At 44.0% G+C, this 24425-nt stretch carries 20 protein-coding genes; 13 read left to right on the top strand and 7 right to left on the bottom strand.

The features are described from left to right. Window positions 1-95: 95 nt before the first annotated feature. From LEP1GSC047_RS17385 to LEP1GSC047_RS17370, 4 genes are all read left to right on the top strand, one after another. Window positions 96-1643 carry an OmpP1/FadL family transporter gene (locus tag LEP1GSC047_RS17385; RefSeq protein WP_010416886.1) on the top strand — a complete coding sequence of 516 codons (1548 nt, stop codon included), beginning with the start codon at window positions 96-98 and terminating at the stop codon, window positions 1641-1643. A 138-nt stretch (window positions 1644-1781) separates the two neighbouring features. Beyond that, complete coding sequence (locus tag LEP1GSC047_RS17380) at window positions 1782-3074, top strand: sterol desaturase family protein (RefSeq protein ID WP_010416889.1); 1293 nt, start codon at window positions 1782-1784, stop codon at window positions 3072-3074. A gap of 130 nt (window positions 3075-3204) precedes the next feature. Beyond that, window positions 3205-5298 (top strand): DUF4139 domain-containing protein, encoded by a 2094-nt coding sequence (locus tag LEP1GSC047_RS17375; protein ID WP_010416892.1) that lies wholly within the window; start codon window positions 3205-3207, stop codon window positions 5296-5298. A 23-nt stretch (window positions 5299-5321) separates the two neighbouring features. Next, on the top strand, window positions 5322-6962 hold the full coding sequence (locus LEP1GSC047_RS17370) for a mucoidy inhibitor MuiA family protein (RefSeq protein WP_010416895.1): 1641 nt from the start codon (window positions 5322-5324) through the stop codon (window positions 6960-6962). Here the strand turns inward: LEP1GSC047_RS17370 and LEP1GSC047_RS17365 are convergent. The 5 genes from LEP1GSC047_RS17365 to LEP1GSC047_RS17345 form a co-directional block, all read right to left on the bottom strand. Next, a complete protein-coding gene (locus tag LEP1GSC047_RS17365; protein WP_010416898.1) occupies window positions 6959-8059 on the bottom strand; it encodes a vWA domain-containing protein in 1101 nt (366 codons plus the stop codon). The genes LEP1GSC047_RS17370 and LEP1GSC047_RS17365 overlap by 4 nt on opposite strands. An 82-nt stretch (window positions 8060-8141) precedes the next feature. Then, window positions 8142-8789 carry a histidine phosphatase family protein gene (locus LEP1GSC047_RS17360; RefSeq protein ID WP_010416900.1) on the bottom strand — a complete coding sequence of 216 codons (648 nt, stop codon included), beginning with the start codon at window positions 8787-8789 and terminating at the stop codon, window positions 8142-8144. Next, window positions 8774-9586 carry an adenosylcobinamide-GDP ribazoletransferase gene (locus LEP1GSC047_RS17355; RefSeq protein ID WP_010416904.1) on the bottom strand — a complete coding sequence of 271 codons (813 nt, stop codon included), beginning with the start codon at window positions 9584-9586 and terminating at the stop codon, window positions 8774-8776. Before LEP1GSC047_RS17355 ends, LEP1GSC047_RS17360 begins: the two co-directional genes overlap by 16 nt. A gap of 81 nt (window positions 9587-9667) precedes the next feature. Beyond that, entirely contained in the window at window positions 9668-10531 is an 864-nt protein-coding gene (locus tag LEP1GSC047_RS17350; protein ID WP_039935728.1) for an LIC_13355 family lipoprotein, read from the bottom strand. A 47-nt stretch (window positions 10532-10578) separates the two neighbouring features. After that, window positions 10579-11136, bottom strand: a complete 558-nt coding sequence (locus LEP1GSC047_RS17345) for an LIC13354 family exoprotein (protein WP_010416911.1) — start codon at window positions 11134-11136, stop codon at window positions 10579-10581. A 900-nt stretch (window positions 11137-12036) separates the two neighbouring features. Between LEP1GSC047_RS17345 and LEP1GSC047_RS17330 the strand changes: the two genes are divergently transcribed. Continuing rightward, window positions 12037-13383 (top strand): flavin monoamine oxidase family protein, encoded by a 1347-nt coding sequence (locus LEP1GSC047_RS17330; RefSeq protein WP_010416919.1) that lies wholly within the window; start codon window positions 12037-12039, stop codon window positions 13381-13383. Window positions 13384-13511: 128 nt separating this feature from the next. Here the strand turns inward: LEP1GSC047_RS17330 and LEP1GSC047_RS17325 are convergent, their stop codons facing one another. Then, complete coding sequence (locus LEP1GSC047_RS17325; RefSeq protein ID WP_010416921.1) at window positions 13512-15656, bottom strand: toprim domain-containing protein; 2145 nt, start codon at window positions 15654-15656, stop codon at window positions 13512-13514. Further along, a complete protein-coding gene (locus tag LEP1GSC047_RS17320) occupies window positions 15653-17038 on the bottom strand; it encodes a DNA gyrase subunit A (RefSeq protein ID WP_010416923.1) in 1386 nt (461 codons plus the stop codon). Before LEP1GSC047_RS17320 ends, LEP1GSC047_RS17325 begins: the two co-directional genes overlap by 4 nt. 194 nt (window positions 17039-17232) lie before the next feature. On the opposite strand from LEP1GSC047_RS17320, the gene LEP1GSC047_RS17315 reads away from it, so the two are divergent. The 8 genes from LEP1GSC047_RS17315 (at window position 17233) to LEP1GSC047_RS17280 (ending at window position 24379) form a co-directional block, all read left to right on the top strand. After that, window positions 17233-18210: an LIC_13346 family putative lipoprotein gene (locus LEP1GSC047_RS17315; RefSeq protein WP_010416925.1), complete on the top strand. Its 978-nt coding sequence runs from the start codon at window positions 17233-17235 to the stop codon at window positions 18208-18210. Continuing rightward, the gene (gene gltX / locus LEP1GSC047_RS17310; protein WP_010416927.1) at window positions 18197-19759 is read left to right on the top strand and encodes a glutamate--tRNA ligase; all 1563 of its coding nucleotides are present in this window, start codon (window positions 18197-18199) and stop codon (window positions 19757-19759) included. Before LEP1GSC047_RS17315 ends, gltX begins: the two co-directional genes overlap by 14 nt. A 63-nt stretch (window positions 19760-19822) precedes the next feature. Then, window positions 19823-20410 carry an ATP-binding protein gene (locus tag LEP1GSC047_RS17305; protein ID WP_039935454.1) on the top strand — a complete coding sequence of 196 codons (588 nt, stop codon included), beginning with the start codon at window positions 19823-19825 and terminating at the stop codon, window positions 20408-20410. Then, a complete protein-coding gene (locus LEP1GSC047_RS17300) occupies window positions 20407-21252 on the top strand; it encodes a DUF455 family protein (RefSeq protein ID WP_010416929.1) in 846 nt (281 codons plus the stop codon). The genes LEP1GSC047_RS17305 and LEP1GSC047_RS17300 overlap by 4 nt, the downstream gene beginning before the upstream one ends. Before the next feature lie 57 nt (window positions 21253-21309). Continuing rightward, window positions 21310-22461, top strand: coding sequence for an LIC13341 family surface-exposed protein (locus LEP1GSC047_RS17295; protein WP_010416930.1), 1152 nt, complete (start codon window positions 21310-21312; stop codon window positions 22459-22461). A 27-nt stretch (window positions 22462-22488) separates the two neighbouring features. Beyond that, complete coding sequence (locus tag LEP1GSC047_RS17290; protein ID WP_010416931.1) at window positions 22489-23148, top strand: FFLEELY motif protein; 660 nt, start codon at window positions 22489-22491, stop codon at window positions 23146-23148. Continuing rightward, the gene (locus tag LEP1GSC047_RS17285) at window positions 23145-23876 is read left to right on the top strand and encodes an OmpA/MotB family protein (RefSeq protein ID WP_010416932.1); all 732 of its coding nucleotides are present in this window, start codon (window positions 23145-23147) and stop codon (window positions 23874-23876) included. The genes LEP1GSC047_RS17290 and LEP1GSC047_RS17285 overlap by 4 nt, the downstream gene beginning before the upstream one ends. Then, complete coding sequence (locus tag LEP1GSC047_RS17280) at window positions 23873-24379, top strand: hypothetical protein (RefSeq protein WP_010416933.1); 507 nt, start codon at window positions 23873-23875, stop codon at window positions 24377-24379. Before LEP1GSC047_RS17285 ends, LEP1GSC047_RS17280 begins: the two co-directional genes overlap by 4 nt. Window positions 24380-24425 lie beyond the last annotated feature (46 nt).

The following is a 24425-nucleotide window of genomic DNA, read 5'->3' as shown; positions in this document are numbered from 1 at the left end:
AATAATTTTTAAAAAATAACTGATGTGTAATAAAGAAATCAGCAAGTTCTATTTGTTTTTAATAGATTGGGGGCTGGTTCAATCAGGAAGGGAACATGCGAAACATTCTATTGAAAAGAAAGATTCCCTATCTTTCGGGGGCATCTCTCGCGCTAGTGTATTGTCTATTCGGAAGTGGGAACTCTGAAATACAGGCAGGAAGCTACGGCGATATATTCGGCGCACATCCGACTGCGACAGGTATGGCAGGAGCGGTTACGGCGACGGTAAATAATTCGTCGGCCGTGTTTTACAACGTAGCGGGTTTAGGTCGTTTAAACGAAGCGGATCTTTTTGTCGGGAAATTGGACCAGGCAGATAAGGAAAAGGAAGCCGCTTCCGCGGCTGCAAACACCGAACCGGGTAAAGACGGAAAGAATCCTGCTAGCGGTCCTTTATTATCTATGGAACCGTCCAAGGACGATCCTACTCTTACCGGTCCTTGGTACAAACGCGGCTGGTACAATTTAAAGGACGGACTATTTGTGTACCGTCCTCTTGCTAGACCTCCGAGAAATCTACACGAAGTCACGTTCTTGGGAACCTATGCAAATCCGACTATCAGGACAAATGCTCCGACAACCGACGCGATTAAGAATCCCGACGATAGTTTTGTAGGATTGGGTTTCACTATGAATCTCAACGAGATTTTCGATATCGGTCGTACGATTCGTTTCGGTTTGAATGCGATTCTTCCTGCAAACGGAAAGCTAATGGTAGTGAATGATCAAAATCCCACGGTGCCGACTTACTTGCAGTCCGGAGTAAGCAATCAACGACCGACAATCATGGGAGGGGTCGGTGTGGAACTTTGGAAGGATCGCCTCTTTGCAGGAGTCGGATTTACCGCGTTAGCCGGCGGTTCCGGTGCGATTCTATTAAAGGATGTTCCGATTTCACCCGATCCTGTCCAAGCAAATTCTCAAGTCGTTTTATCATTAAAACCTTTGATCAATCCGACCTACGGACTTCAATTTACGTACGGAAAATTCAGTCTTGGAGCATCTTACAAAAGGGAAACCTATCTTTCAACGGATCCGATTCCTGCCAGAGCGCAAACTACGCTTTTGGGAATTCAGTTAGACTTCGATTTGGCATTACTATCCGATTACAATCCTCGCGTATGGTCTTACGGACTGGGATTCCGTCCGTTTAGCAGAGTTCAATTGAATTTAGATGTGAATCGCGAACTTTGGAGTCTTCTTCACAACTCCAGAATTAAGGCAAGATATTCGGATCCTTTGAACTTTCATGATACGACAGACGTTCGCTTCGGAACGGAAGTCACGATTACTCCGACTATGAAAGCGAGAGCCGGAATCGGTCGTCGTCCTACTCCGGTTCCTCATTATGCGGGTACGAATAACTGGATGGATAACGATAGAATGATATATTCTCTCGGATTCTCTTACGTGCTTAGCGGTCGCAATTTCGGATTTTTGAAAGATAGATTAAAGAACCCGGTCATATTCGATATAGGTTTAATGTACCAAAGATTAAGATGGGTGGAAGTGGATAAGTATCAACCTACGACTATAAATCCCAACTATAGCTATGGTGGAGGAATTTTCTCGGTTTCCGCCTCCGTGAGTCTCTTCTTCTGAAATTAAAATAAATACGATTCGTTTTATCGCTAAAAATAACATTTGTTATCAAACTATTGAAAGGGGATATTTCATAAATTCCCTTTCTTTTTCTTGACCGACCGGGCGCTACAGTGATAGTCGAAAGTGGACTCAGAGATGGAAAAGAATATTATCGAGTTGATCACTCCTGCGTTTTTTGTTTTGGCTCTTGCGGAAGTAATTTGGGTTCTCGTAACTAAGAAGCCTTTTTACCGTTACAAGGATTCGGTTAACAATTTAGCCGCCGGAGTCTATATGCAGATCTTTACCGTTTTTATTACGCTCGGTTTGATTGCGATCTACGCTTGGACCTACCAAAATTTTCGATTCTTTACTTTCACGGAAAATTCGTGGATAGCCTGGGTGGCCTGTTACGTATTGGCCGATTTCTTTTATTATTGGTACCATAGGTTTGCCCACGAAATTAACGTCTTTTGGGGTTCGCACGTCGCTCATCATCAAAGTGAGGATTATAACTTAACCGTAGCTCTGCGACAAGGGATTTTGCAAAATACCTTTTCACTTCCTTTTTATCTTCCGCTGGCAGTGATGGGATTTCCTCCGTTGATGTTCATGTTAGTCATTCAGATTAACTTCGCTTATCAATTTTGGATTCATACTCGACTCATTCCTAAGTTGGGATGGTTCGAATGGGTTTGGAATACGCCGTCTCATCATAGAGTTCATCACGGTAGAGATCCGAAATATATAGATAAAAATTACGCCGGGACGTTCATTATTTGGGATCGTCTTTTCGGAAGCTTTAAAGAGGAGGAAGAAGAGCCGATTTTCGGAATTGTAAAACCGATGACCACTTGGAATCCGATTTGGGCTCAGTTTCATTACTTTCAAGAGCTGTTCGATCTTTCTTGGCAAACCAAGTCTTGGAAAGACAAGTTTTTAGTATGGTTCAAAGCGCCCGGTTGGAAACCGGCCGATCTGGGAGAGAGCGTAATTCCTCCTGAAATCGAACGATCAACGTACAAGAAATATGATACGCAGATCCCGATCACTTTAACGATATATACGATACTTCAATTCTTATTTGCGATGGGTGCATCTATGGTGTATATCGAATTTAAGAAGGAACTCCCGCTACCGGAGATGATCGTTCTCGGTTTCTATGTACTCTGGACATTATGGACTATCGGAGCAATTTTCGAACTGAAAACCTCGGGGATCGTTTCGGAATTAGTTCGCTTAGCGTCCATTGCGGTCCTGACTTACGTCTATCCGTTCGATTTTACGCAGGTTCAGAAATTGACCGCTTTATTGCCGATGGAAATCGTTATCGCTATCCCTTTCATGATGAAGATTACGGCCCTTGTTTCTTTTGCCGTGCTAGGGACCTTTTTGCTATCTCAGAAAAGATTCTTTAGTATAAAAGGTTATTCGGCAAAGACGGCGTAAGTTTATAAAATTCCGGCCCGATTCCTGTATCGAGGGACCTTGAACGGCCTCGATTACACGGTTTCCGGTACCATATCTCCTCGGAAAATAAATTGACGAACGGTTTATTGGCGTATCTCCTAATGAACCTATGTCCTCTTTGCCTCGACTGATTCGCAAATATTCCCCGATTATCCTCATCGTTCTTGGCGGCTTAGTATGGCCTCGGGATGGAAAATCGCAAGATTCTGAAGATTCACCTGTTGCGGATACCCAAGGGAATTCATCGCCTAAGACGGCCATGGCTACGGCCAATTCTCGTATAGAGTCGGTCCTTCTATATTCCGACTTTGCATATGCAAAGAGAGTCGCCGAAATTAAACTTCCAGCAGGGGCCTTCGAAGTGAGTTTGGGAGAAGTTCCTTCCAACATTTTGGATAAAAGCGTTTCCGTTTCGTTTTCCGATCCGAATAAAAAGTTCAAGATTCGAGGCGTTCGCGTACTGGAAAAGGTATCCAAGAGATTTAAATCTCAAGAGAGCGAAGAATTAGAAAAAAGAAAGGATGCCTTGTTACTTTCGTTAGGAACGAGATCCAAGGAAGTGCAAGAGTTATTGGATTGGGAAACGAGCTTACGGTCCATTCGCCCTGCATTTCGCGAAGAAGAAGGAGTAATCGAGAAGGTTGATTCGGATTCTTTTTTAGGATTTCGCAAAACCTATTCGGACCTTGCCGAAGAAAATACGAAACTTAGATTGGCAAAGCTGGAGGAGCTAGATCGCCTTCGAGAGGAATTCTATATCGTAACGGCAAAGTTGGAGCATCTTGCGCAAGGTGACATTCTCCGTCGGAAAGAAATCCGTTTGGAAGCGGAAATAGAGACTGCAACCACGTATCGTATCGAGTACAAATATCTGATTCGCGGTGCTATCTGGTATCCTCGCTATACTCTGGATCTCAAGCCGAGCGGAACGGAAGCCGAGTTAGGTTGGTACGCTTTGGTTCGAAACGAAACCGGGGAAGACTGGAACGGTGTTCGACTCGAATTTTCCACCGCGAATCCGAATCAGGATGTCGATTTGCCGGACTATCGTGAATTACGAATCTCTTCTAAAGTCGTAGTTAATCGAGATAAAGATTCATATCATGCGAATGATCAAAATGTTTACAACGAACAGGCCAAAGGTTCTCCTTCTACGGGAGCTCCGGTTATGTCTAAACCTGCCAAAGAAGCTAAGAAGCGGAGTTCAAGACCCCAAGCTTCAAAAACGAAGCAGGACGATATTGACGATCAGGCCGAGAGTCCGTTGGAAAAATCCAGGGCAATCATAGAAAGTAATTTTAAGGATCGCTCCAATTCGCTTCAGGTCGAGGAAAATATGGATCAGCTCCGCGGAGAATTAGCGAATCAAAAAAGTCTCTTTGAAAGCGGATCCTACGAAGACTCGATACGATACGGAAAAGAGGCTTTGCGTAGGTTTTCGGGTCTGCGCGAAAGTTCTCGAAAAGAATTAAGAGATATCGAATCTCAGGTACAGACTTTACTGAATCGATCGTCCCAATTGAATTCGGATCGTAAATACGTTTATAATTTAGTCGCACCGGGTCTTTCGTCGGAAGGATTCGATTTTCGTTATATAGCGCAATCCTTTGAAAGAATTCCCTCCGATAAAACTTTGAATCGTGTCTTCTTAAGAAAGAGAATCGTTCCGGTTTCTCCGGCTTACGAATCTTCCCCGATAACCGGAGAAGAAGCGTATTTAACGGTCGTTTCCACTAATTTGGAAAGGGAACCGCTTCTTTCCGGACCTTTGGAGATTTACTCCGGAGAGAATCTCCTAGGAACCACCTCTGTGTCCACATTGAAACCCGGAGAAAAAATTCGAATCGAATTAGGTCCGGACCGGGACGTGAAAATCGTGAGGAGAGAGGAGAAATTCGAGGATAAATCCGGCTTGATTTCCAAGCGTAAAACCGTCCGGCATAAAGTATCGATCTCGATAAAGAATAATAAGAAAAGAAAGATCTTAATCAGAGTGATAGATAGAGTTCCTTATACGGTCGATGATAGTGTCGATATCAAATGGTCCCTCGGCTCGGAAAGACCCGATAAAACGGATGATGGAATTCTTACCTACGAAATGGACCTGGCTGCCGGTGCCGTTAAGAAAATCGAATTCGAATACACCGTGTCCTATCCGGCCAATAATTTACTTCGAGATTCGCAAGGTAGCGGATCCTACTAATATCCTATCGGTGGAATAAAAATATGAATTATAATACTTTAATAAACTTTTTTGCCGCTTCGCTAACGGTTTTGATGGTCTCAAATGATACGTTTGCCGTCGGCGCCGACCTTGCCATTCAAGAAGTGACGGTTCACCAAGGAACCGCTCAAATATTAAGAGTCGGTAAAGTACAATTAGCACCGGGTACGAATCGGGTTCAAATTCAAAATTTGCCGGTTTCATTATTGGAAGAAAGTTTAATGGCCGGTACGGATTCGAATCTGGCGGAGGTGACCGGCACCAGGACTTGGAAAGAGGAAGGAACTGCCGCATCCAATCCTGAGGTCGCGCTTCTTCAGCGGAAAATCGTGACTTTGCAAAAAGAATTGGAAACGGTCGTCGCAAAGGAAAACGATTTGAAGTCGGAAAAGGGACTTTTGACGGAACTACGCAATAAGGTCTCGGACACAATTAGCCGTAATCTTTTATACGGCAAAGTGGAATCCGACGGAAAAAATTGGGGAACCTATTTACGGAAAAACAGGGAAGAGTCCTTCGTTTTATTTTCATCTTGGGAAAAAATCGAAAGAAGCAAAATTAAAATTCAAAGCGAACTAGACGAGGTAAAGGCGCAACTTTCCGTTCTACTTTCGCAGGCCGAAAAGAGTACGAGGAACACTTGGATTCAAATAGTGAATACGTCGAAAGAATCTAAGACGATCGATTTAAGATTGAGTTACTTGGTTCCCAATGCAAATTGGAAACCGACTTATATTTTAACCGCAAATGATTCCTCCGAAAAAGCCCAATTCGAATATTTGTCCGAGGTAAGACAGGAAACGGGAGAAGATTGGAAAGGAGTTCGACTCCTGCTTTCCACAACCCGGCCGGATTTATCGCAAAGAAGAAATCGTTTATATCCTCAACGTCTCTTCGATCAGGAAGTAGCCGACAAGAAAGAAGTCCTGAGTGCGCAAAGCCAGGCTAGCACGCCTGCGCAAATGGCGGAGGGATTAGTCGACGAAGAATCGGGTAGAACTTCTCCCACGACCTCCGAACGAGGAGGAGGTTTTTTATTTCGCTTACCCAAAACGGTTAGTTTACCTTCTCAACGCGAATCTAGAAAGTTGGAAATGAGTTCGTTTAACATTCCAATAAAAGTCAGAACTATCGCGTCTCCAAGATATAAACCCTTTCCGTTATTGGAGGCTACATTTCAAAATCCGAGCGAATTCCCGATCCTTCCGGGGGAAGTTTCTTTATTCAGGAATTCGGGACTTATCGGTACTACCAAGATTTCGTATACGAGTCCTGGCGAAAACGTTTCGGTTTCCTTAGGTACAGAGGGAAGTCTTCGGCTTTCATATCGAAAAGAATCTAATAATACCAAAGAAGGATTGATCTCAACCCAGAAAGTGATCGAAAAGCGCGTTTATCTGACCTTAGAAAATTTCGGGAAAGAATCCAAGTCGGTTTTCGTCAGAGATCAAGTTCCTATTTCGGAACTTGCTAGCGTAAAGGTCGAAATAGATTCCGATAGAACCACCCCGGGAGCGAAAGAGTTTAGACCCAACTCGGGGATTTACGAGTGGGTTTTGGAAATCCCTCCCTCCGGGAAAAGAGAAATCCAGTTGGAATATAGAGTAAGCTATCCGAGCGATCAGGATTTAAATTTACCTTAATGGCTTATGTCAATGTTTTCGCTTCGTCCAACGGCCCGCGGAACCCCCGACATATCCCATAGTTCCAATTCTGCCGAAATAATTTCTTGTCGAGTTGCGTCGAATTCAAACTGACCGGTCCCCTTTTCGGATTGAAAGCACCGGTTTTCAATTTTAATAATCGATTCCGGATTTGAAACGCGATTTTCATTCGATCGATTTACCTTCGAGGACGGACTTTCTTGAGTTTTCAGATTAAGAACGACGCAATGACTGGAAGAATCCGAATTATGAAAATCGAATGAAATTGTGTATCGATTTTTTCCGTTTTCGATTTCCATCCTGCTTTGACTTAAAATCCTAATCTTGCCGGTGTCCGAATTCTGCTTTGGTTCTATTCTTTGCTTCGTTATCGAAACGGTCCCTTTCTTTAAAAGATCCTCCATCGCAGAATAAAAATCCGCATCGCCTTCTACATTATAATATGCCCCCTGTCCGAGGCGGGCCAAGGACCGCATAACGTTTCTTTCTTCCGGCTTTAAGCCGAGCCCGAGCACGTTAAGATGAAAATTGATGCCCTTTTGTTGCAGAATTCTTAATTCCTTCTCGGGATCTCCATAACAACTTTCTATTCCATCCGTGATGAGAATCAGTTCAGTCGACTGTTTTCGACGGGAGATATATTCCCCGGCAACGCGAATAGACTCGGCAAGAGGAGTCGCTCCGGAAGGCGTTAGTCCGTAAAGTTTATTGCGAAATTGAGCTTTGTTTCCGCTTTCCATAGGTTGATATAATTTCGAGGATTTGCATCCTGGTAAGCGGTTGCCGTATGCGATTAAGCCTACTTCCGCGGATTCTGGTAGGCTATCCACAAAGTGCTTCACATGCTTTTTGGCTAGATGGATTTTTTGATAAATACCTAGATATTCGTTCATGGATCCGCTCGCATCCAAAACGAATAATTTCGCATCCGTTTTCGTGTTCGGGAGAGAAAGTTCGGACCCGGCATCCTGATTGGAGTCTTTGGAAAAAATTCCTTGGGAAAAAAGATAAAGGAGAACGATGACGATTCCGAACGTTCGGCGCCTTTCTAGTGCCGTATTATTTAGAAGGAGCATTGACGATTCGACCGCTTATTCTTCTTATCGGATCAACTCTCAAAAGCCTGAGATCTTCCGGCATAAATATTAAAAAAACGGCTTAGAAAGCGTTCCGGTTCCATGAAATAAATTGCGGATAAGAATCCGTTTCTCCGAAACGGATTCGGACTATGGAGAGAGCTCCATAATCTAAAACCAATCGAAAGGCATTTTCTAAAGGGAATCCTAGAACGTGAGAGGCAATGCATCGAATCACTCCACCATGGCTGATCCAAACTTCCCGATACTCGCTCGGATCGCCTTCCTCTTTTCTAAGCCTTTCCCACGCCCTACCTTCCGCCAACGCTTCGTTCCAAGCATGCATTACTCGGTCTCTGAGTTCGACATACGATTCTCCTCCGGGAGGTGAACGGTGAACATAGTTTTCCATCCAATGATCGGTTTCACTCCTCGGAATTTCCTCCCACAATCGCCCCTCCCAAGAGCCGAAATTTAATTCACGGATTCGAGAGTCGACTTTCCAAGCCGGTGCCTTGCCTGCCTCTTCCCAACGTTTACTTAAAAATTCAGCTAGACTAAAACATCTAAATAAAGGACTTGTACGTACCGAATTCGCTCGAGACGGTAAAATCTTCGATAATCTACGTGCGTCTTCCTCGAAGGTAATCGGAAGGCCTAAATCCGTCCAACCGTAGCATGTACCCGGCTCCACCTCGGGTGTCGTATGACGAATTAATAATATTTCCATATTGCAACGAGCGCCAATAGAAACAGGATTTCGGTTATTTGCTGTACTGCGCCTAAACAATCTCCCGTATATCCCCCTATCCATTTTTTGTAAAAGCCTCGCAGGTAAAAAACTCCTAAAGCTTGCAATGAGAAAGATAACGAAAGAATAATCGCTATACGGTTTGAAAATTTTCCGGAATAATATAAAAAAAATGTGATCGGACCTAAGACCCAAATCCCGGACAAAAGGACATCCGATAACTTCATCGATTTTACGATGGGCTTTGCTTTAGAAAGCTGATCTTCTCTTACATACGGTATGAGCTTTGCCATTACATTTGCGGAAAATCTGCTGGAGGAGTGCGAAATCCAGATTCCAAAAAAGAGAACTAGGAAGGATGATTCGGCTAAGGCGATGTAGCAAGCGAATTTTAGAAGAAGCATTAATATGATACCGATAGTGCCGAACACACCGATCCTACTATCTTTCATTATCTCTAATATTCGTTCCTTTTCCCATCCGCCGCCGAAACCGTCGCACATATCGGTGAAGCCATCCTCATGAAAAGCTCCGGTGGACAAAATGGAGGCCGAAATGGCTAACACGACCGAGACGCTTATGGGGAAAAGGAAGGAGCTCCCGTAGAACACGATAGTCGTGATTCCAGAGACGATCCAGCCGACGAGAGGGAAATATCGGGTCGAAGATGCTAGTAATTCGTCGGAGTGTTTCACCCAAGCGGGAACTTCGAGTCTAGTATTAAAGCGAACGGATGATAAAAAGATAATAAGTTCTTGTCGAAGGAATCGAAACATAATATGCCTTCAACCGAAACTAAAGATAGATAGAAAGTTCGCACGAAGATTTTCGGATTTCGTCCCGAGAAATAGTCGACCCTACGGACTGATACTTTTCGCGATCACTCCGTCAATGTCGGGACTCCCGTTCCCCACCGGAATAGGCAAACTCGGCATTAATACTATGGCCGAGGTCAATTTAATATAAGTGAAGCCGTTCGTTTGAAGATCCGTTTTTAAAGAACCGGAGCAGCCGCTCCCGGATGCGCCAAAATTCGCGTCCGCCAGATCGAATCCATCGCCGCCCCCACCGCCATGAACCACGTCGGTGTTATAGATGGAGGCTACCGTCATCGGATTCGTTTCTTGATTGTACACGAACGGTGTGATTCCTCCGAATCGGGACCAGACGGAAGGATCTTCCGAAAAGGAATTCGGATTGCCGTTCGTGTAAACGGGATTCCAGCCGCACCAATTCGATCGATCATTTCCGACTTCGACTACCATCGGCTCTAAAAAAACCTGGTTAAACGGATTCGTATTGTTTTGCGCGCCTATGAAAAACGGATTTTCATAGGCGATAAAGTCGATTCCCGATACAGGTAACACTTTCTTACCTGACCAACCTAGAATCAGCGTAGCACCGGGGCCGGAGGTATCGAGCGTAAATACGTCGAGAGAACCGTTAAACTTATCGATTCCGCGAATTCCGTTTGCTGCGCAGTACGAGTCCCGAAAACCGTTGCCGGTATGAGCGGGTGCAAGGATTACCTGATTTGCTACAAACACACTATTCGATTCTGCAGGGCTATAATTTCGACAGAAGCTATACGTGCCCGTTCCGTTTTGGAGCAACTGAAGGAGGGCAAACGCTGATGCAGAATCTCCGCCTGAACCTCCTTTGTTATCGCAGCCGATCAGCAGGCTTACACTGAGAAAATAAAGAAAAAACGAATTCTTCATGCGAACCTTATCCTCCATAAAATAGGAACGGGTCTGAAACGAGTCTTTCAATTGGCTTGTAGCCGGCTCCAGACAGAACCGAAGCAACCGCTGACTAAATTCGTGCGATCAACTTGAGCGGTGGTTAGATTGTTAAAATCGGTCATCACATCTTGCAACGTGTTCTTATATGAATTCAAATCAGGGCAAACATAATAATAACCGCCGGAGAAAGTCCACATATAGTAAAGGTATTGATTGGCGCCGAACTGTGCATCGGAGGTTAGCTGCCCGAAAACGACGGAGCGACCGTTATTCACAAGTTTTACATTCATTTTAGATGCGGAAAATCCGTTGTATGTCACGATAACTTGCGAGGAGTTAATTATATAGGTTCCTTGTTTAATCGTACCTGCATCTAACGTATATGGATTTGTTTGCCCGGCGTACGTCGGAGTCGCGTTATAAAAAAACCAGGTTCCTGAAGGTGCGGGCGTGATATTTGCTACATACAGTAGGGAGGTCAAAGTAGTATTGTTATCGTTGTTTTTTTTCTCATCAAAAAAGCAACCGGACATCGTAATCAGTACAATCGCTGCTTTTATCGTAATACTTGTGATTTTCATTATTTTTCCTCATTGAAATTTGTCGATCGGGAGGACTATCGATTTGCGGAATAAGTCGCATCGCAATCGTCCGACGAACGGAAAACAATTCGATCATTTTGAAGTAAAATCTTTTGCTTTCTTTGCCGTTCGGGAGCCCCGATCTATTCAGCTTTCGGGGCCCCTTCGCGGAAGCACAGGCGTGCAAAGGCGAGATTTGCGGATACTACCTAACCTCGAGGTGCGGTATCACGGGGAAGATCTGGCTCGTTCCATTTATAAAAATGGACATCACAGTTGCGGGTCAGCGCGGGATTTTAACCCGACTTCCTCCCTGAAAGCGTAATATCAGAGGATGATTCGCTAGCCGCATTTGCAAGGAAAAAAAATCCGACTTATGTTCCTGAACTTGCGTAACGTGATTTTAGTCAAACGTTACGATTGTAGCTCCATTCTTGAAAACCATGCAGTATAATTAGCTCTAAATAATAGTAGTGATGCTCCAAATAGCGCTGATGGTAAAGAAGAGATCCAAACAATTACGTCCGGTCGTAGTAAACGTCATTGGACAAACCCTGAAAGAACTCAAATAATTAAGGAGACCTGTGAGCCCGGGAAATTCGGTTTCTTTAGTGGCAAGAAAGTATAACATAGCTGCTAATCGGCTTCTTCAGGGGAGACGGTTTATGGAAGAAGGCGCAAATCAAGGAATCGAGAGCCAAGAGAAACTTGTCCCGGAGTCGTCGCCGAAGAAGCTGGAGCAAAGAATCCGACGATGGTCGCTCCGAATGAAATAAATTGACTAAAGTAAAATCGACACTATATAAGCAATAAAATCGATAAGAACCGATCCAACTAGCCGAAACTAAATATAGCGGTTCTCCCTTTTTGCCGCGTTCAAAATACTAGAGGCCAATCGATATGAAGTTTTCTCGATCTTCCTTTCTAAAAGCCGGTGCTTTGACAGCAGCGACATTGTTAAGTATGGGCAAGAATGTATTAAGAGCCCAATCGGCTTCTCCTAGCGGTAATAAAAAAGTCATCGTGTTAGGAGGCGGCCTTGCCGGATTATATTCGGCGTACCTGTTAGGAAAGACCGGTTATAAGGTCGTATTACTCGAAGCGACGGATAGAGTCGCCGGAAGAGTTCGATCGATTGCGGATTCATCCGGTAATATAGTGGATCTAGGTGCCGAATGGGTTTCGGCGGAAGATAAGACCGTAAAAAGTTTGGTTCGAGAATTAGGTCTTAAACTTTCGTCGGCAGTCTTGCAACCCGATTTATTCCAAGGAACCTATAAGAAATTCGGTACTTGGGAAATTTCCGGTAAATCGCAAGAAATCCTGAATAAATTAATCGGGTTAAATTCTAAAATGAATACGGCCCAACAACAGGGATTGGATCGGATCAGTTTCTATAACTATTTGTTATACCAAGGAATGTCTCCGGAGGACTTAACTCTGCTAGGGTTTAAGTTATCGTTGCATTACGGGGATTCGATCCGAGTATTATCCGCTCAGAAAGTTCTTACGGATCTCGCGCAGTTCCCGGTTCGTAACGCTCGAGTGGAGGGCGGCATGGAGAACATCGCAAAAACACTCGTGTTGAATATAGAAAATACGGAATTCGTATTTTCAGACCCGGTTCTTGCCGTCGATCAAGGCGAGTTCGGAGTTTCCGTTACCACGGATTCAGGCAGGAAATTTGTCGGAAATGCCTGCGTATGCACCCTTCCTGCAAATCAAGTCTCTTCCGTAAAATGGAATCCGGAGCTTGATAAGGAGAAATTGCTATCGGCACTTCGAGTAAGATATTCCCAAATATATAAATTATTTTTAATATTACGGGAGTCCCCGTGGGAATCGTCGCCGTTTTCGGTCTATTCAGATAGTGCCGCCCAATTCTTGTACGACGCAGGGACCAAGTCGAGTTCTCCGGATAAAGTACTGGGAATGATAGCGAACGGCGATCGATATTCGGTTTTCGAATCGGCTTCCCAGGATCAGAAAATCGACTATGTTCGATTGGCTTTAGGACGTTTGGGATTAAAGAAAGATTTACAGATTCAACGTTTCTATTTTTCCGAACTCGGAAAAGAATACCTGCCTTCCGGGATCGCAACCTTTCCCCCGGGAAGTTTCGGTTCGGAAATTAGTCTGAGGAAACCGTTTGATCGAATTTTTTTTGCGGGAGAGCATACCGGCGAGATTACGGGAACGGTCGAGGCAGCATTATCTTCCGCAATTAAAGCGGTAAATTTAGTCTAGAACAGGCGAAAAGCCTTCCCCGATATTCGGAATTGCTAAGCACATTATCGTCGATTCGATTGATTTTGTTAAACGAACGGTCGATAATATTTTCCCCGCCTAATTCGCGGGGATCGTAAGACCGAATTTTAGTCTTCGATAACGCTCATTGCATATTCTGAAATCGCGTCCCGGCGTTGCTCGGCGAAATCCTTATGGAACCAAAGATTTTGAATTTTGGAGGCTTCCTTTTTACTTCCGATCACGATTTTGGTCATGCATTCTTCGACGGCAAATTTCATGGCTTCTTTACCGGTTTCTCCGAGACCCTTGTTTCGTTTTTTACGAACGATTTGTCCGCCGGATTTCTGAACCCGTTTGATCAAATCATCATAATCCTTATCGTCGATACAGAAAACGGTTTCGGCCTTTTTTGAATCGCCCATCTTCACGTCTACTTCGTACAAAGGAGCACTAGAAATGTGGATGAATCCCAGTTCGAAAAGTTCCGGCCAATATTCATAAAAGAAGGAAAGCATTAGGGAACGAATCGCATATCCGTCGAAATCCGCATCCGTGATGATGCTTATTTTTTCGTAATTGAGCTGGTCTATGGATTTAACTTTTTCGTTCAAGGGTAATCCGAGGATCGCCACGATATTCTTTAACTCTTCGTTTGCGATCGCTTTTGCCAAGGAAACTCCTTTGCAGTTCATCGGTTTTCCGCGAAGAGGAAATAAACCGTGCAGCTTGGGGTTCCTCGCCGGACGTAGACCCGCTATTGCCGAATCACCTTCCGCTACAAAAAGAACTCTTCCCGGATCGCCCGGTTTTCCCGTCGGAGGCATCAGCTTTGGGATATTCATCTTACTGGCTTTCTTTAAACCGCGTTGGGCGTCTTCAAAAGCTTTTAGCTGAGTCCTCTTTTCCATTTGGAGTTTGACTTCTTCCAATAATGCCGTTTTTTTAATGAACTTATCCAAATGCTTATCCACCGCATTTCGAATATCCTCATTCAAATCGTTGATTAGATAGGACTTATCCTGGGATTTAAAACGCGGATTCAACAAGCGCATGTTCACATACATATGAAAACAATTGCGAACATCATTACGCGTACAGCTGGTTTTTAACTTTTTCTCTAAGGAAACGATCTGGCTCTTTTTTCGGATTTCGTCACAAATTCGATTTTCAAGATATTCGATCGCCGATCCGCCTTGGGGAGCGAAAATGGAATTTACCCAAGTGAGATTTTTATTTTGTCCGATGACCAGATAAGCCTCCAGGTGAAGCTGCGATCCGGCGGCGGGCGCTTGATAATCCATTTTATAGTAGGTCAGCGCGGAATGTGAAAAAATTTCGTCGAGTCCCTTTTTGAACTTAAATTTATCCTTCTTCCCTTTATGCACAAACTGAACTTCCAGACCCGGATTGGTCATGGCAATGTCCTGTAGATACTGTTTCATCAGATCCACATTAAAGGATATATCGAGACTGTTGAAGTATTTAGGATTCAATTCGAATTCGACTGAGGTTCCATGTTCTTCTTTTGTCGCCTTATCCACGGATTCGATCATATTCGTTTTCTTACATATTGGAATAAGCTTGTCGATCTGATCTTTCGTAAGCAAGGGACAGTCGTCGAATTTACCGTGCTCATCGAAATATAAAAATGCGCGTTCGGTGTCCTCTTTAGAAAGTTTGTAGGAGCGAATTTGCTTTTTTGCATCCTCGTGTAAGGTAAATAGTTTCTTAAAGGAAACGCCGCCATTGACGGTTTTTACTTTGAAATAAGAGGAAACCATTCGCACCAGAGAAATCCCGACGCCGTTTTGACCGGCAACATGGTCTTGCTTAACATGGTCGTCGAAGTTTTCCCCGTACATCAGGTGAAGAAAAACGCCTTCGGCGTTTTTAGCGGGAATTCCCCGCCCGTTATCCATCACGTTAACCGTTTTTTTATCGGAAGATAACTGTATGATCAGCTTGGACATTTTGTCCTTTTCCGGTATGGATTTATCTTTTTGGTTTTTACGATATTCGTCGACGGCGTTCATGCAAGCCTCGTCCAAACATTTCAGTTTTGCGGGCACATCTTCCAATTCTTCATGAACGACTTCGTATTGACCGTCGCTACCTTTACGGAAAAAATGCTGCTCAAACGTGGAGGCGGAGTTTTGGCCGAGCCACATTCCGGTCCTCATTCTTACGTGTTCTACGTTGGAAAGTTTCTTAAAATTTCTTTCCTGGTTTGCGGCGGGCTTTTTTTCGGTTTTGATTTTGGCGCTACTCATTCCTTATCCCATTTGTCCTTGAGTTCGGTTAATTCGCCGATCATGAATTCGGTCAGTTTCTTGTCCTCTTTTACCAAACTTTGGTATCGAGAAAGGGCAGTTTTGGCTTCGACAATTGCTTCCTCGCATTTGCGAACTTCGTCGATCGTCATTCTATAGACGGGGATCGATGCCAACCACTCGTAATATTTGAATTTAGCTTTTTGAAGTTTGTCTTCGAAATCTTTTTTCGATTTTATACCGATGACTTTTTCGTTCCATTTTTCTTTGATGAAGCGAATCAATTCCGAGTTTCTTTCGATTTTTTCCTCTTCCAAGCCCGAGAGTCGTTTAAATCGGCGGATAAGATGAGTCTTACGGAAATCACAGAAACGTTTTATAATTTCTTCCGGGCCGAAATTTTTCAGTCGGCCATCGAAGGTAATTACGTTGTTTGCGAGAGTTTGAGTATCTTCTTTGGAAAAAACTTCGAATATCTGCTTCTGAGTAGGTTTCTCCCCTTTCTTATAAATCAACTCTATTCTGAATTTTTGGCTGGAGTAATCTACGTAATCCTTTAGCCACGTATCTTTTTTCTCCAGAATATCATCCAGTAAGTTGATTACTTTTTCCCTATTCCAATTCATCGGAGAATCCGTCAGGTAAAGAGTGTCTCCTTCCCAAGTAAAATTGAAAGTCGTGGATATCGTAGTATTGCCGGCCTCCGTCTTGGCCATTTTAACTTCGCCTTTATAATCCTTATACCAAGGCTTTAAGGGAATCGGTTTCTTTGTCTTGAGATAGCTTATCTGGGAATTGATTACGTGTGAAAGTTTATGACCGGGAATGAAGCAGCGGAATCCCGTGGCGATTCCTTGAATATTATTCAAAAGCACGACCGGAACTTTCCCTACAAAATGTATGGGCTCGTCCTCCGTCTCATCGTAGTTTTTTACATAATCGATGTCCGGGAGACTTTCAAAAAAACCTAAATCTTTTACGAAATCCGAAAGTTTGACTTCGGTATATCGGGGAGAGGCGATCGCGCTCGGATCCAATACGTCTCCGAAAGTTCCCTCTCCGGCGACTAACGGGAAATTATTGGCAAAGGTGAAATCCTGGGCCATTTGGGAAAGAGCATCTTGGATGGAACGGTCACCGTGCGGATGATATCCCATCGCGAGACCTGCGACTTTAACCGTTTTTGTAAAACGATTTCGCGCGTCCGAGTTCCACATAGCCCAAAGAATTCGTCTTTGAACCGGCTTTAGTCCGTCGATTTCGTGAGGGATAGCCCTAGAATCGCAAACATAACGGGAATATTTCCTCTGGTCGTCGTTAACTTGATCTTCAAAAGGTATTTTCGGAAAGTTATCTTTGCTGGATTTATTGGAATCTTTCATAGGACTTTTATGCCAAGGGATTTTAGGACAGTTTTACTGTCAACCTTTTAGTAAATACGGGGAAATCAAAGTCCTAAAATAGACTCAAAACAGCTTGATTTTGGACTTTCTTCCTTTCTCGTGCAGAAACGGTAGGAGGGAAAGAAAATTTCCCGGTTTTTCCTTGAAGAAACGACGGAAAGCAGAACTTTTTCATGAAATCCCTTTTTCCGGCTGGAATATCTTTGAATCTTAGAATTTTCCCTACCCGAATCATTTTCGGCTCCACATTCCTTTTTCTAAACTTGGTCTTCGGTTCTTGCTCCCTATTGCCCGACTGGATTAAGGGAGATCATCCGCTTGTCGACGATTCTCGAACGACTAGGGTTTATTGGAATTTATCGCAGGTCCCTAAAACTTCGGAAGCGTATCAAAACCAACCCAGCAACCTACGCTACATCGTAGTCAATACCGAACCTTCCAAAGAAAGAGTTTGGAAGGGGGAAGTCGATCTTTGGGAAACGAAAGAAGAATTTCAAAATTCCTTACCGAAAACTATTATATTTCCGAGATTTAGTTTCAAAGCGGCAATTCTCTCCGGCGTATCTAAATTAGAAGAAGGCGAATCTACGAATCCGAAAAAAATTTCCTTCGTTCCCAAGATGAACGAAGCTTGGGATTGGGAGGGTGATTCGTTTCCGCAAAGCTCGCTAGGCATCCTTTCCAAACGGTTTCCGGTGGAAGATTGGTCCATGGTTTTCGATCTACGCTCGGACGAAGCTTGGCTTTCCAAAGAATCTAGAAATTTAGGGAGCGGTTCGGAGATCGTCTGGCAGAATCTTCGCACTCGAGGATCCCTACTCACAACGGATCTGATTCATCCATCCGGTAAAACGTTTCCATACGCGGATTATGATTATCGCCAAGTCGGGTTCATTGCGCTTCCGATAAGCGCCGGCGCCTTACCGATTTGGATATTTAAAAGGGAGAAGGGCGGAATCTGGGCATGGGGGTTATTACCCGAAGATTTGGTATCGTCTCAGATCCTACTAAAACAGAGAAACACGAAAGGGTCCCCCCTTGCTAGTTTTCTTTTTTATGATGCATCTTCCAATATTCCGTTTACCACTCGGGCCGATTTAAGGAACTATCCAATCATCATCCTCTCAGATCAAAATAATGTCAGACAATAGAGAAGTTCGTACACGTTTCGCCCCGTCTCCAACAGGTTTTCTCCACGTCGGTGGAGCTAGAACTGCGCTTTTCAATTTTCTTTATGCGAAGTCTCAAGGCGGCAAATTCCTGCTTAGAATCGAGGATACCGACCAGAACCGCTCCACGGAGGAATCGTTTAAGACGATTTTGGAATCGCTAAAATGGCTTGGAATCGAATGGGACGAGGGTCCGGGCGTGGACGGACCGTATGGGCCTTACGTTCAATCCGAACGTCTTTCCATCTATAAAGAATATACCGAAAAGTTGATCTCGGAAGGCAAAGCCTACCGATGCTTCTGCACTCAGGAAGAGTTGGAAGCGAAGAAGAAGCAAGCCGAAGCCATGGGGATTCCGTACGTTTACGACGGCCTGCACGCCAATATGAGTGAGCAGGAAGTTCGGGAAAAGCTGAAGGAAGGAACTCCCTATTCGGTTCGATTCAAGACACCTTCTAAAACTCTGATCTTCGAGGATATCATCCAGGGTAAGGTCAAATTCGAGACGAAACTGATCGGCGATTTCATCATCGTTAAGTCGGATGGATTTCCTTCTTATAACTACGCGGTCGTTGTCGACGACGGGCTTATGAAAATCTCGCATGTGATTCGCGGAGTCGGTCACCTTTCCAATACTCCCAGACAAATTTTGATCTATGAGGCCTTAGGGTTTCCGGTACCCGAGTTTGCACACGCGTCCGAGATCGTGGGGATGGACGGGAAAAAACTTTCCAAGCGAGCCGGTGCTACTTCCATCCTCGCTTTTCGGGACCTAGGATATCTACCGGAAACCTTCTCAAATTATATGGCCTTGCTCGGTTGGACTTCTCCCGACGGGCAGGAATATCTACCGGGAGACAGTACGAAACGGATCTTCGACGTTCATCGTTGTTCCAAATCCCCTTCCACGTTCGATGTATTCAAAAAACCGAAAGCAGGGGAAGAGGAGGTCGTGACGAACTTTTCCAATTTGGAGCAGATTGCGGAAGCGATGAATCCCAAGTCCAAATTAAATTGGTTATCGAACAAATACATACGCGAACTGCCGATAACCCAAATTACGGAAGCTCTCGTACCGTTTTTAGAAGGCAGAGACGATATTCCGAAAGAGCATAGGAATCCCAAAAACCCGGAGTTAGGCTCCATCGTCGATAGCGTCCGAGTCTACCTGGATAATTTACGCCAAGCACCGGACTATATCGCCGAATTCTATCTTTCCGACTTAAAAATAAAAGGGGCTGAGGCTTTCGAGATTTTAAAACAGGAAAGCGCTCCCGCAGTGATAAGAAAATTTTACCGGCTACTCCAGCTGGATCTGCCGCAAACCGATGAAGATTTTAAGGCATTAATGGCGCGAACAGGCGAAGAGACGGGACAAAAAGGCAAAACGCTTTTTATGCCGATTCGAGTAGCGACCACAGGTAAAGCCCATGGACTAGAGTTACCCATCCTGTTTCCTCTCTTAGGTAAGGAAAAGCTACTCAAACGAATAGAGAAAACCAGCAACGAAGCGGGAATTTCTCTGGGTTAAAGGTTTTTTGTTGCAAAACACCCCTTTTAACCTGTATCTCTAATATAGGGACATCCGATTCAAATGAGGGACACAGTCGACTCGCTCCTGGTAAGGCAACATTCCGGTTCTTACGTAATGTTCCTTCCTCCGGATTTGTCGAGCATCCGCGACTTCCGGACGGCCCTTCGTCAATCCTTGGAAGAAAATAAATTTTTATCCAAGGATATTCAGCAAATAGAATTGGCAGCCGACGAGGCCTTAACCAATTCCATTTCGGCTAACGTAAATTGTTGTTCGAACGAGACTATCATTTGCAGATGGGTATTACGAGATTCCAAATTTACGCTCTGGATCGTCGATTACGGATCGGGCCTAAAGCAGGATAAACTCGAAGAGGTCTCTCGCGAAGCAAAAGCCTCCACTTTAAAGGAATTTCTGAATAAAGTTCAGAATTACCAGGAGAACAAATGCGAGATCTTACCGTTTAGAGGGAAGCCCGTACAACACAGAAATCTCGGTAAGGGACTGCAGATCATGCAATCACTGATGGATTCCGTTAAGGTTCTCTATCATTGCAAAGAAGGGCGGATTTCCTCCGATCCGGCGGAATCCAATATCCGAGGTTCCATTATCGAGCTTGCCTTCGATGCAAAAAAACACTCAGCGTGAGTACGTTAAACGAATTTGCCGATCTTATACTACGATCCGGGAAATTGGAAGATAAGCTTTATTCTCCCGATGCGTTTCCTATCGATCGTCCTTCCGAAAATTTTATTCCGCCGGATCGCCCCACTCGTTCCGGTAAAATAGAATTCTCCGATCGTAAATCCAAAATTCCGAGACTGGAACATTTGAATATAGAAGAGAACAGAATTCTCTCTCTGCATCATTTTGCTAACCACGAATTAATGGCAGTCGAGTTGTTTGCTTGGGCCATTCTAAAATTCCAAGACGTCCCTTCATCCGTTCGTAAGAGTTTTTACAAAACTTTGTTGGAAGAGCAGATGCATCTTCGATTGTATTTAAAGACCATTCGTGACTGGGGAATGGATTTCGGTGATAGACCCTTGAATTACATATTCTGGAAACAAACTCCTAATATGCAAACATTAGAGAAATTTTATGCCGTGATGGCTCTTTCGTTCGAAAGTGCGAATTTGGATTTTTCTCTTATCTATAAAAAAGCGTTCGAGAAGTTTGGAGACTTCGAAAAGGCTTCGATTATGAACCAAGTTCATCGGGATGAAATTCGGCACGTAAAAAGAGGGGTAAAAGTCGTCTTTTCCGACGGTACCAAAGGAATCGATCAGTGGGAAAAGTATAGAAAACTGATCTCGCACCCGTTTACTCCTCGTCGTGCAAAAGGAACCTTCTATTTCCCGGAGCTTCGATTGAAGGCAGGGCTATCGTCCGAGTTTGCGTCGGAGCTCGGAAAATACGAGGACGAGTATGAGGGGACTACGAACGCTAGAATTCTTCGAGACGTGCTCGGTATCGGGAGCTCGATTTAAGACCTGGAAATCGATAGACGTAGTTTTTTCCTCCGAAGATACTGTTTCGTAACCGGCATGAATTCTTCCCGTTTCTTTCTTTCACTCGATCGTATTCTTATTTTTTCCATCCTATTCGCATTTCTGATTTCATGTAATTCCAAAACACCTTCGGATTCCAAAATTATTTCGCTGGCGCTTTCGGGGGACGAAGAGAAGCATCCCGAAGTCGTGTTAAAAAAAGTCGGAAATTTGGACGAAGATCCTGAACTTGAATCTTTTGCCATAGTTCGAAATGGAACCGAGGAGATTCTTACGATTTTTAAAAAAGACAAAGATGACTGGCGGCTTATATTCGAATTACCGTTCAGTCTTCTGAATATCGGCCCGATGCATTATGAATCAAAAGGGTTATCTTGGAAACCCGGAGAAGATGAAAAAGCGAAAGGATCGGGTTTTGTAATTAAGCGAATCCTAATGGAAGAATTGCCGGGAGACGAATTTAATTCCCTCTTTTTAGAAGTATTAAGCGAAGAGCCTCCGATAGGCCTTTTTTCCGTTCCTTTTGTCATTAGGAAGGGAGTTAAAGTTCTGGATGGTTTGGCTTCATTAAAAGATCACGAATTTTTAGTTAAGTCCAAAAGAGCCGATTTCGCTTATAATAAGGAAGAAAAGAATATCACCGTTTTTCCGGGCAACAGAACGTACGCGCAAAATTTCAACTTTAACGGCTGGGAAATGGTCCCCGATATCGCCAACGTCGCCGCTCCTGGATTGTTAAGCGTCGAAGCGCCGACCGAGTGGAAAAAAGGCGAGTCGGGAGAGGTAGTCGTTTGGTTTAAGAACCGAGGTTCGTACGCGGGAACTACTTATATTAGTCTTTCTTTTCCTCAAGCCGGAAAACTTGAAATCGATTCCGGAAAGGAAGGAGTTAGAATGTACTCGATCGGCAGCAGTATATATTCTGCGGAAGGCAAATATATAAATGCAAAAGTTCCGCTTTTAGAAATCACTAAAGAAGGCTGGGGGCGAAATCACAGATATGGTGTTCGTTTTAAATATACGCCCGAGGTCGACGGAGTTCCGTACATTCTATTTCGCTCCACGTCGAAAGCATATCGCGAAACCGTTCAAATTCCGACACAAGCTAGTTCGGTTAAGACCGAGCTTGACCAACAAGGGTATCGCAGTTATCCTCTTTCTTTGATCACTAGAGGAAAATCGAAGTAGGAAATTTCTAACAGGAAGAAACGTCTAGTGGGGAATTTCGAAGAAAACAAACAAAGGCACGCAAAGACCGAAATCGTGCGTTCTCAAGTGGAAAGATTTCGTAAGTTTTACGCGGATTATTTTCATTTGGAAGAAACGATTCCGATGGTGGAATATTTTTTCGAAACGATTTATAATTTAGAAGGAAAAGAAGCATGGATGAATCTCGCCTTAGACACTTATCAAAAAGTGAAAGGCATGATGAAAGAGACGACTCGTTCCAATTTGGAAACTCTTATCGAACTGAATAACTTGACCGACCGGTTGGATGGGGAAATGGCCAAATTACTTTTGGCCAGAGGATGGGACGGAAAAAAATTGAATCGGGAGGAATACGACGATTTGTATCGAGCATTCGGGCATAAGCAAGAACGAATCAAACAACTCGAGATCGTTCTTCACAACCTTCGGACTTTTTACGAGTTGGCGCATCGTCCTATCGCCGCATACTTGATCCGTCCCGCTAGATTTATGGCATCCTTGCTCGGAGTTTCCCTACTTTTCGATTCCGTTGAGCAAGCTTATAACGCGGTACTTCCCGTTTCGCCGGAAATATTTAGTTCTTTTATCGAAAAAGTGGAGGAGAGAGAGACTCAATACTTAAACTCCGCCTTCGGATCGGAAACCACTCGGGAGTCCGCGATATGATTCGAAGGACCAGGTTTCCCCGATATAGGAGAAAAGAAGAGCCGGAAGAAAACGGCGATCGGTGGCTTTTGACCTACGCGGATATGATTACTCTTCTTTTGGGTTTATTCATTATTCTTTATTCGATTTCTCAGGTGGACCAAAATAAGCTCAAGCAGGTCGCCGACCTTGTGCGGAGCGGATTCGGTCTAGGGGAATCTTTTTTTGACGGGTCGGCAGTGAACCTGGAAGATGACGCGCTTTTGCAGCCTAGAACTCAGTTGTATCGATTTTGGGAAAGGATCTCTTACGCATTAAAAAAAATGCGGGAAAAAACGAAGTTAATGATAGGGATGAACGAAACCGAAGAAATTCGGATCCAAGTCTTTACACCTGCGTTAGGAGAAGGCGATGAGTTTCATCCGGATGAGGATACCGATTTTACCTTTAAAAAGATCGCCGAAGTAACGCAAGGTATGGATGTGGATTTGATTTTAAGAGTTCAAATTCCGTATTCCGATCAAACCGCAAATCAAGGCTTTCGTAGTATATGGGAATACAACGCTCATAGGGCGACTTTAGTTGCGGAAGTCCTGTCCGAGAAATACGGGATTCCGAAAGATCGGATTTCAGTGCAAGCTTTCAACGGTTTCAAAAAAATCGGTAAGAGCGAAAACGCTTCGCCAGAAATGAAAGCTTCCCAGGAAAGGATCGAGATCTTGATTCGAAAAAGAGATAAGGAAGAATGACGGGCATTAACTTGGCCGTCAAAGTATCGAACATGAAATTCAATAGGACGATTTTCACTATTCCAAGAATGATGCTCATTCCGATCATTCTTACGGCGACGCTATCATTTCTGTTACTCGAATGTAAAGAAAAAAGGAAAGTATCCCAGGAGATTGAAGCTCTCTGGAGCGGCGATCAGGCTAACGAACCGGATTCGAGTGGGCTCGTCTTGATCGCAAAGTATTGCGAGAAAATCAGAAGCTGCGCCTCCGAAGAGATTGATCGTTTAACAATGGACGAAAAGGCGATTTTAGAAAAACGGTTGCGACCGGATATCTGTATCCAAAAATTTAAGGAAACTCCCGTTTATAGATTGGAAATCGATTCGCCTGAAACCGCTTTTATACGGACGATTCATTGCCTCCGGAAAGTCGTAGATTCGGATTGCCAGTCGCTTAAAAAAGGAGTGTCGCAATTATCTACAGACTGTGAATGGATGTATTCGGCGCAGAAGCTGAATTGAAGTCGGTACGGGATTCCTACAACAAACAGAAAAGGAAGTCCCGAGT

It is taken from the genome of Leptospira inadai serovar Lyme str. 10 (assembly GCF_000243675.2).
Classification (GTDB): Bacteria; Spirochaetota; Leptospiria; order Leptospirales; family Leptospiraceae; genus Leptospira_B; species Leptospira_B inadai.
This window is presented reverse-complemented; position numbering and strand designations above follow the sequence as displayed.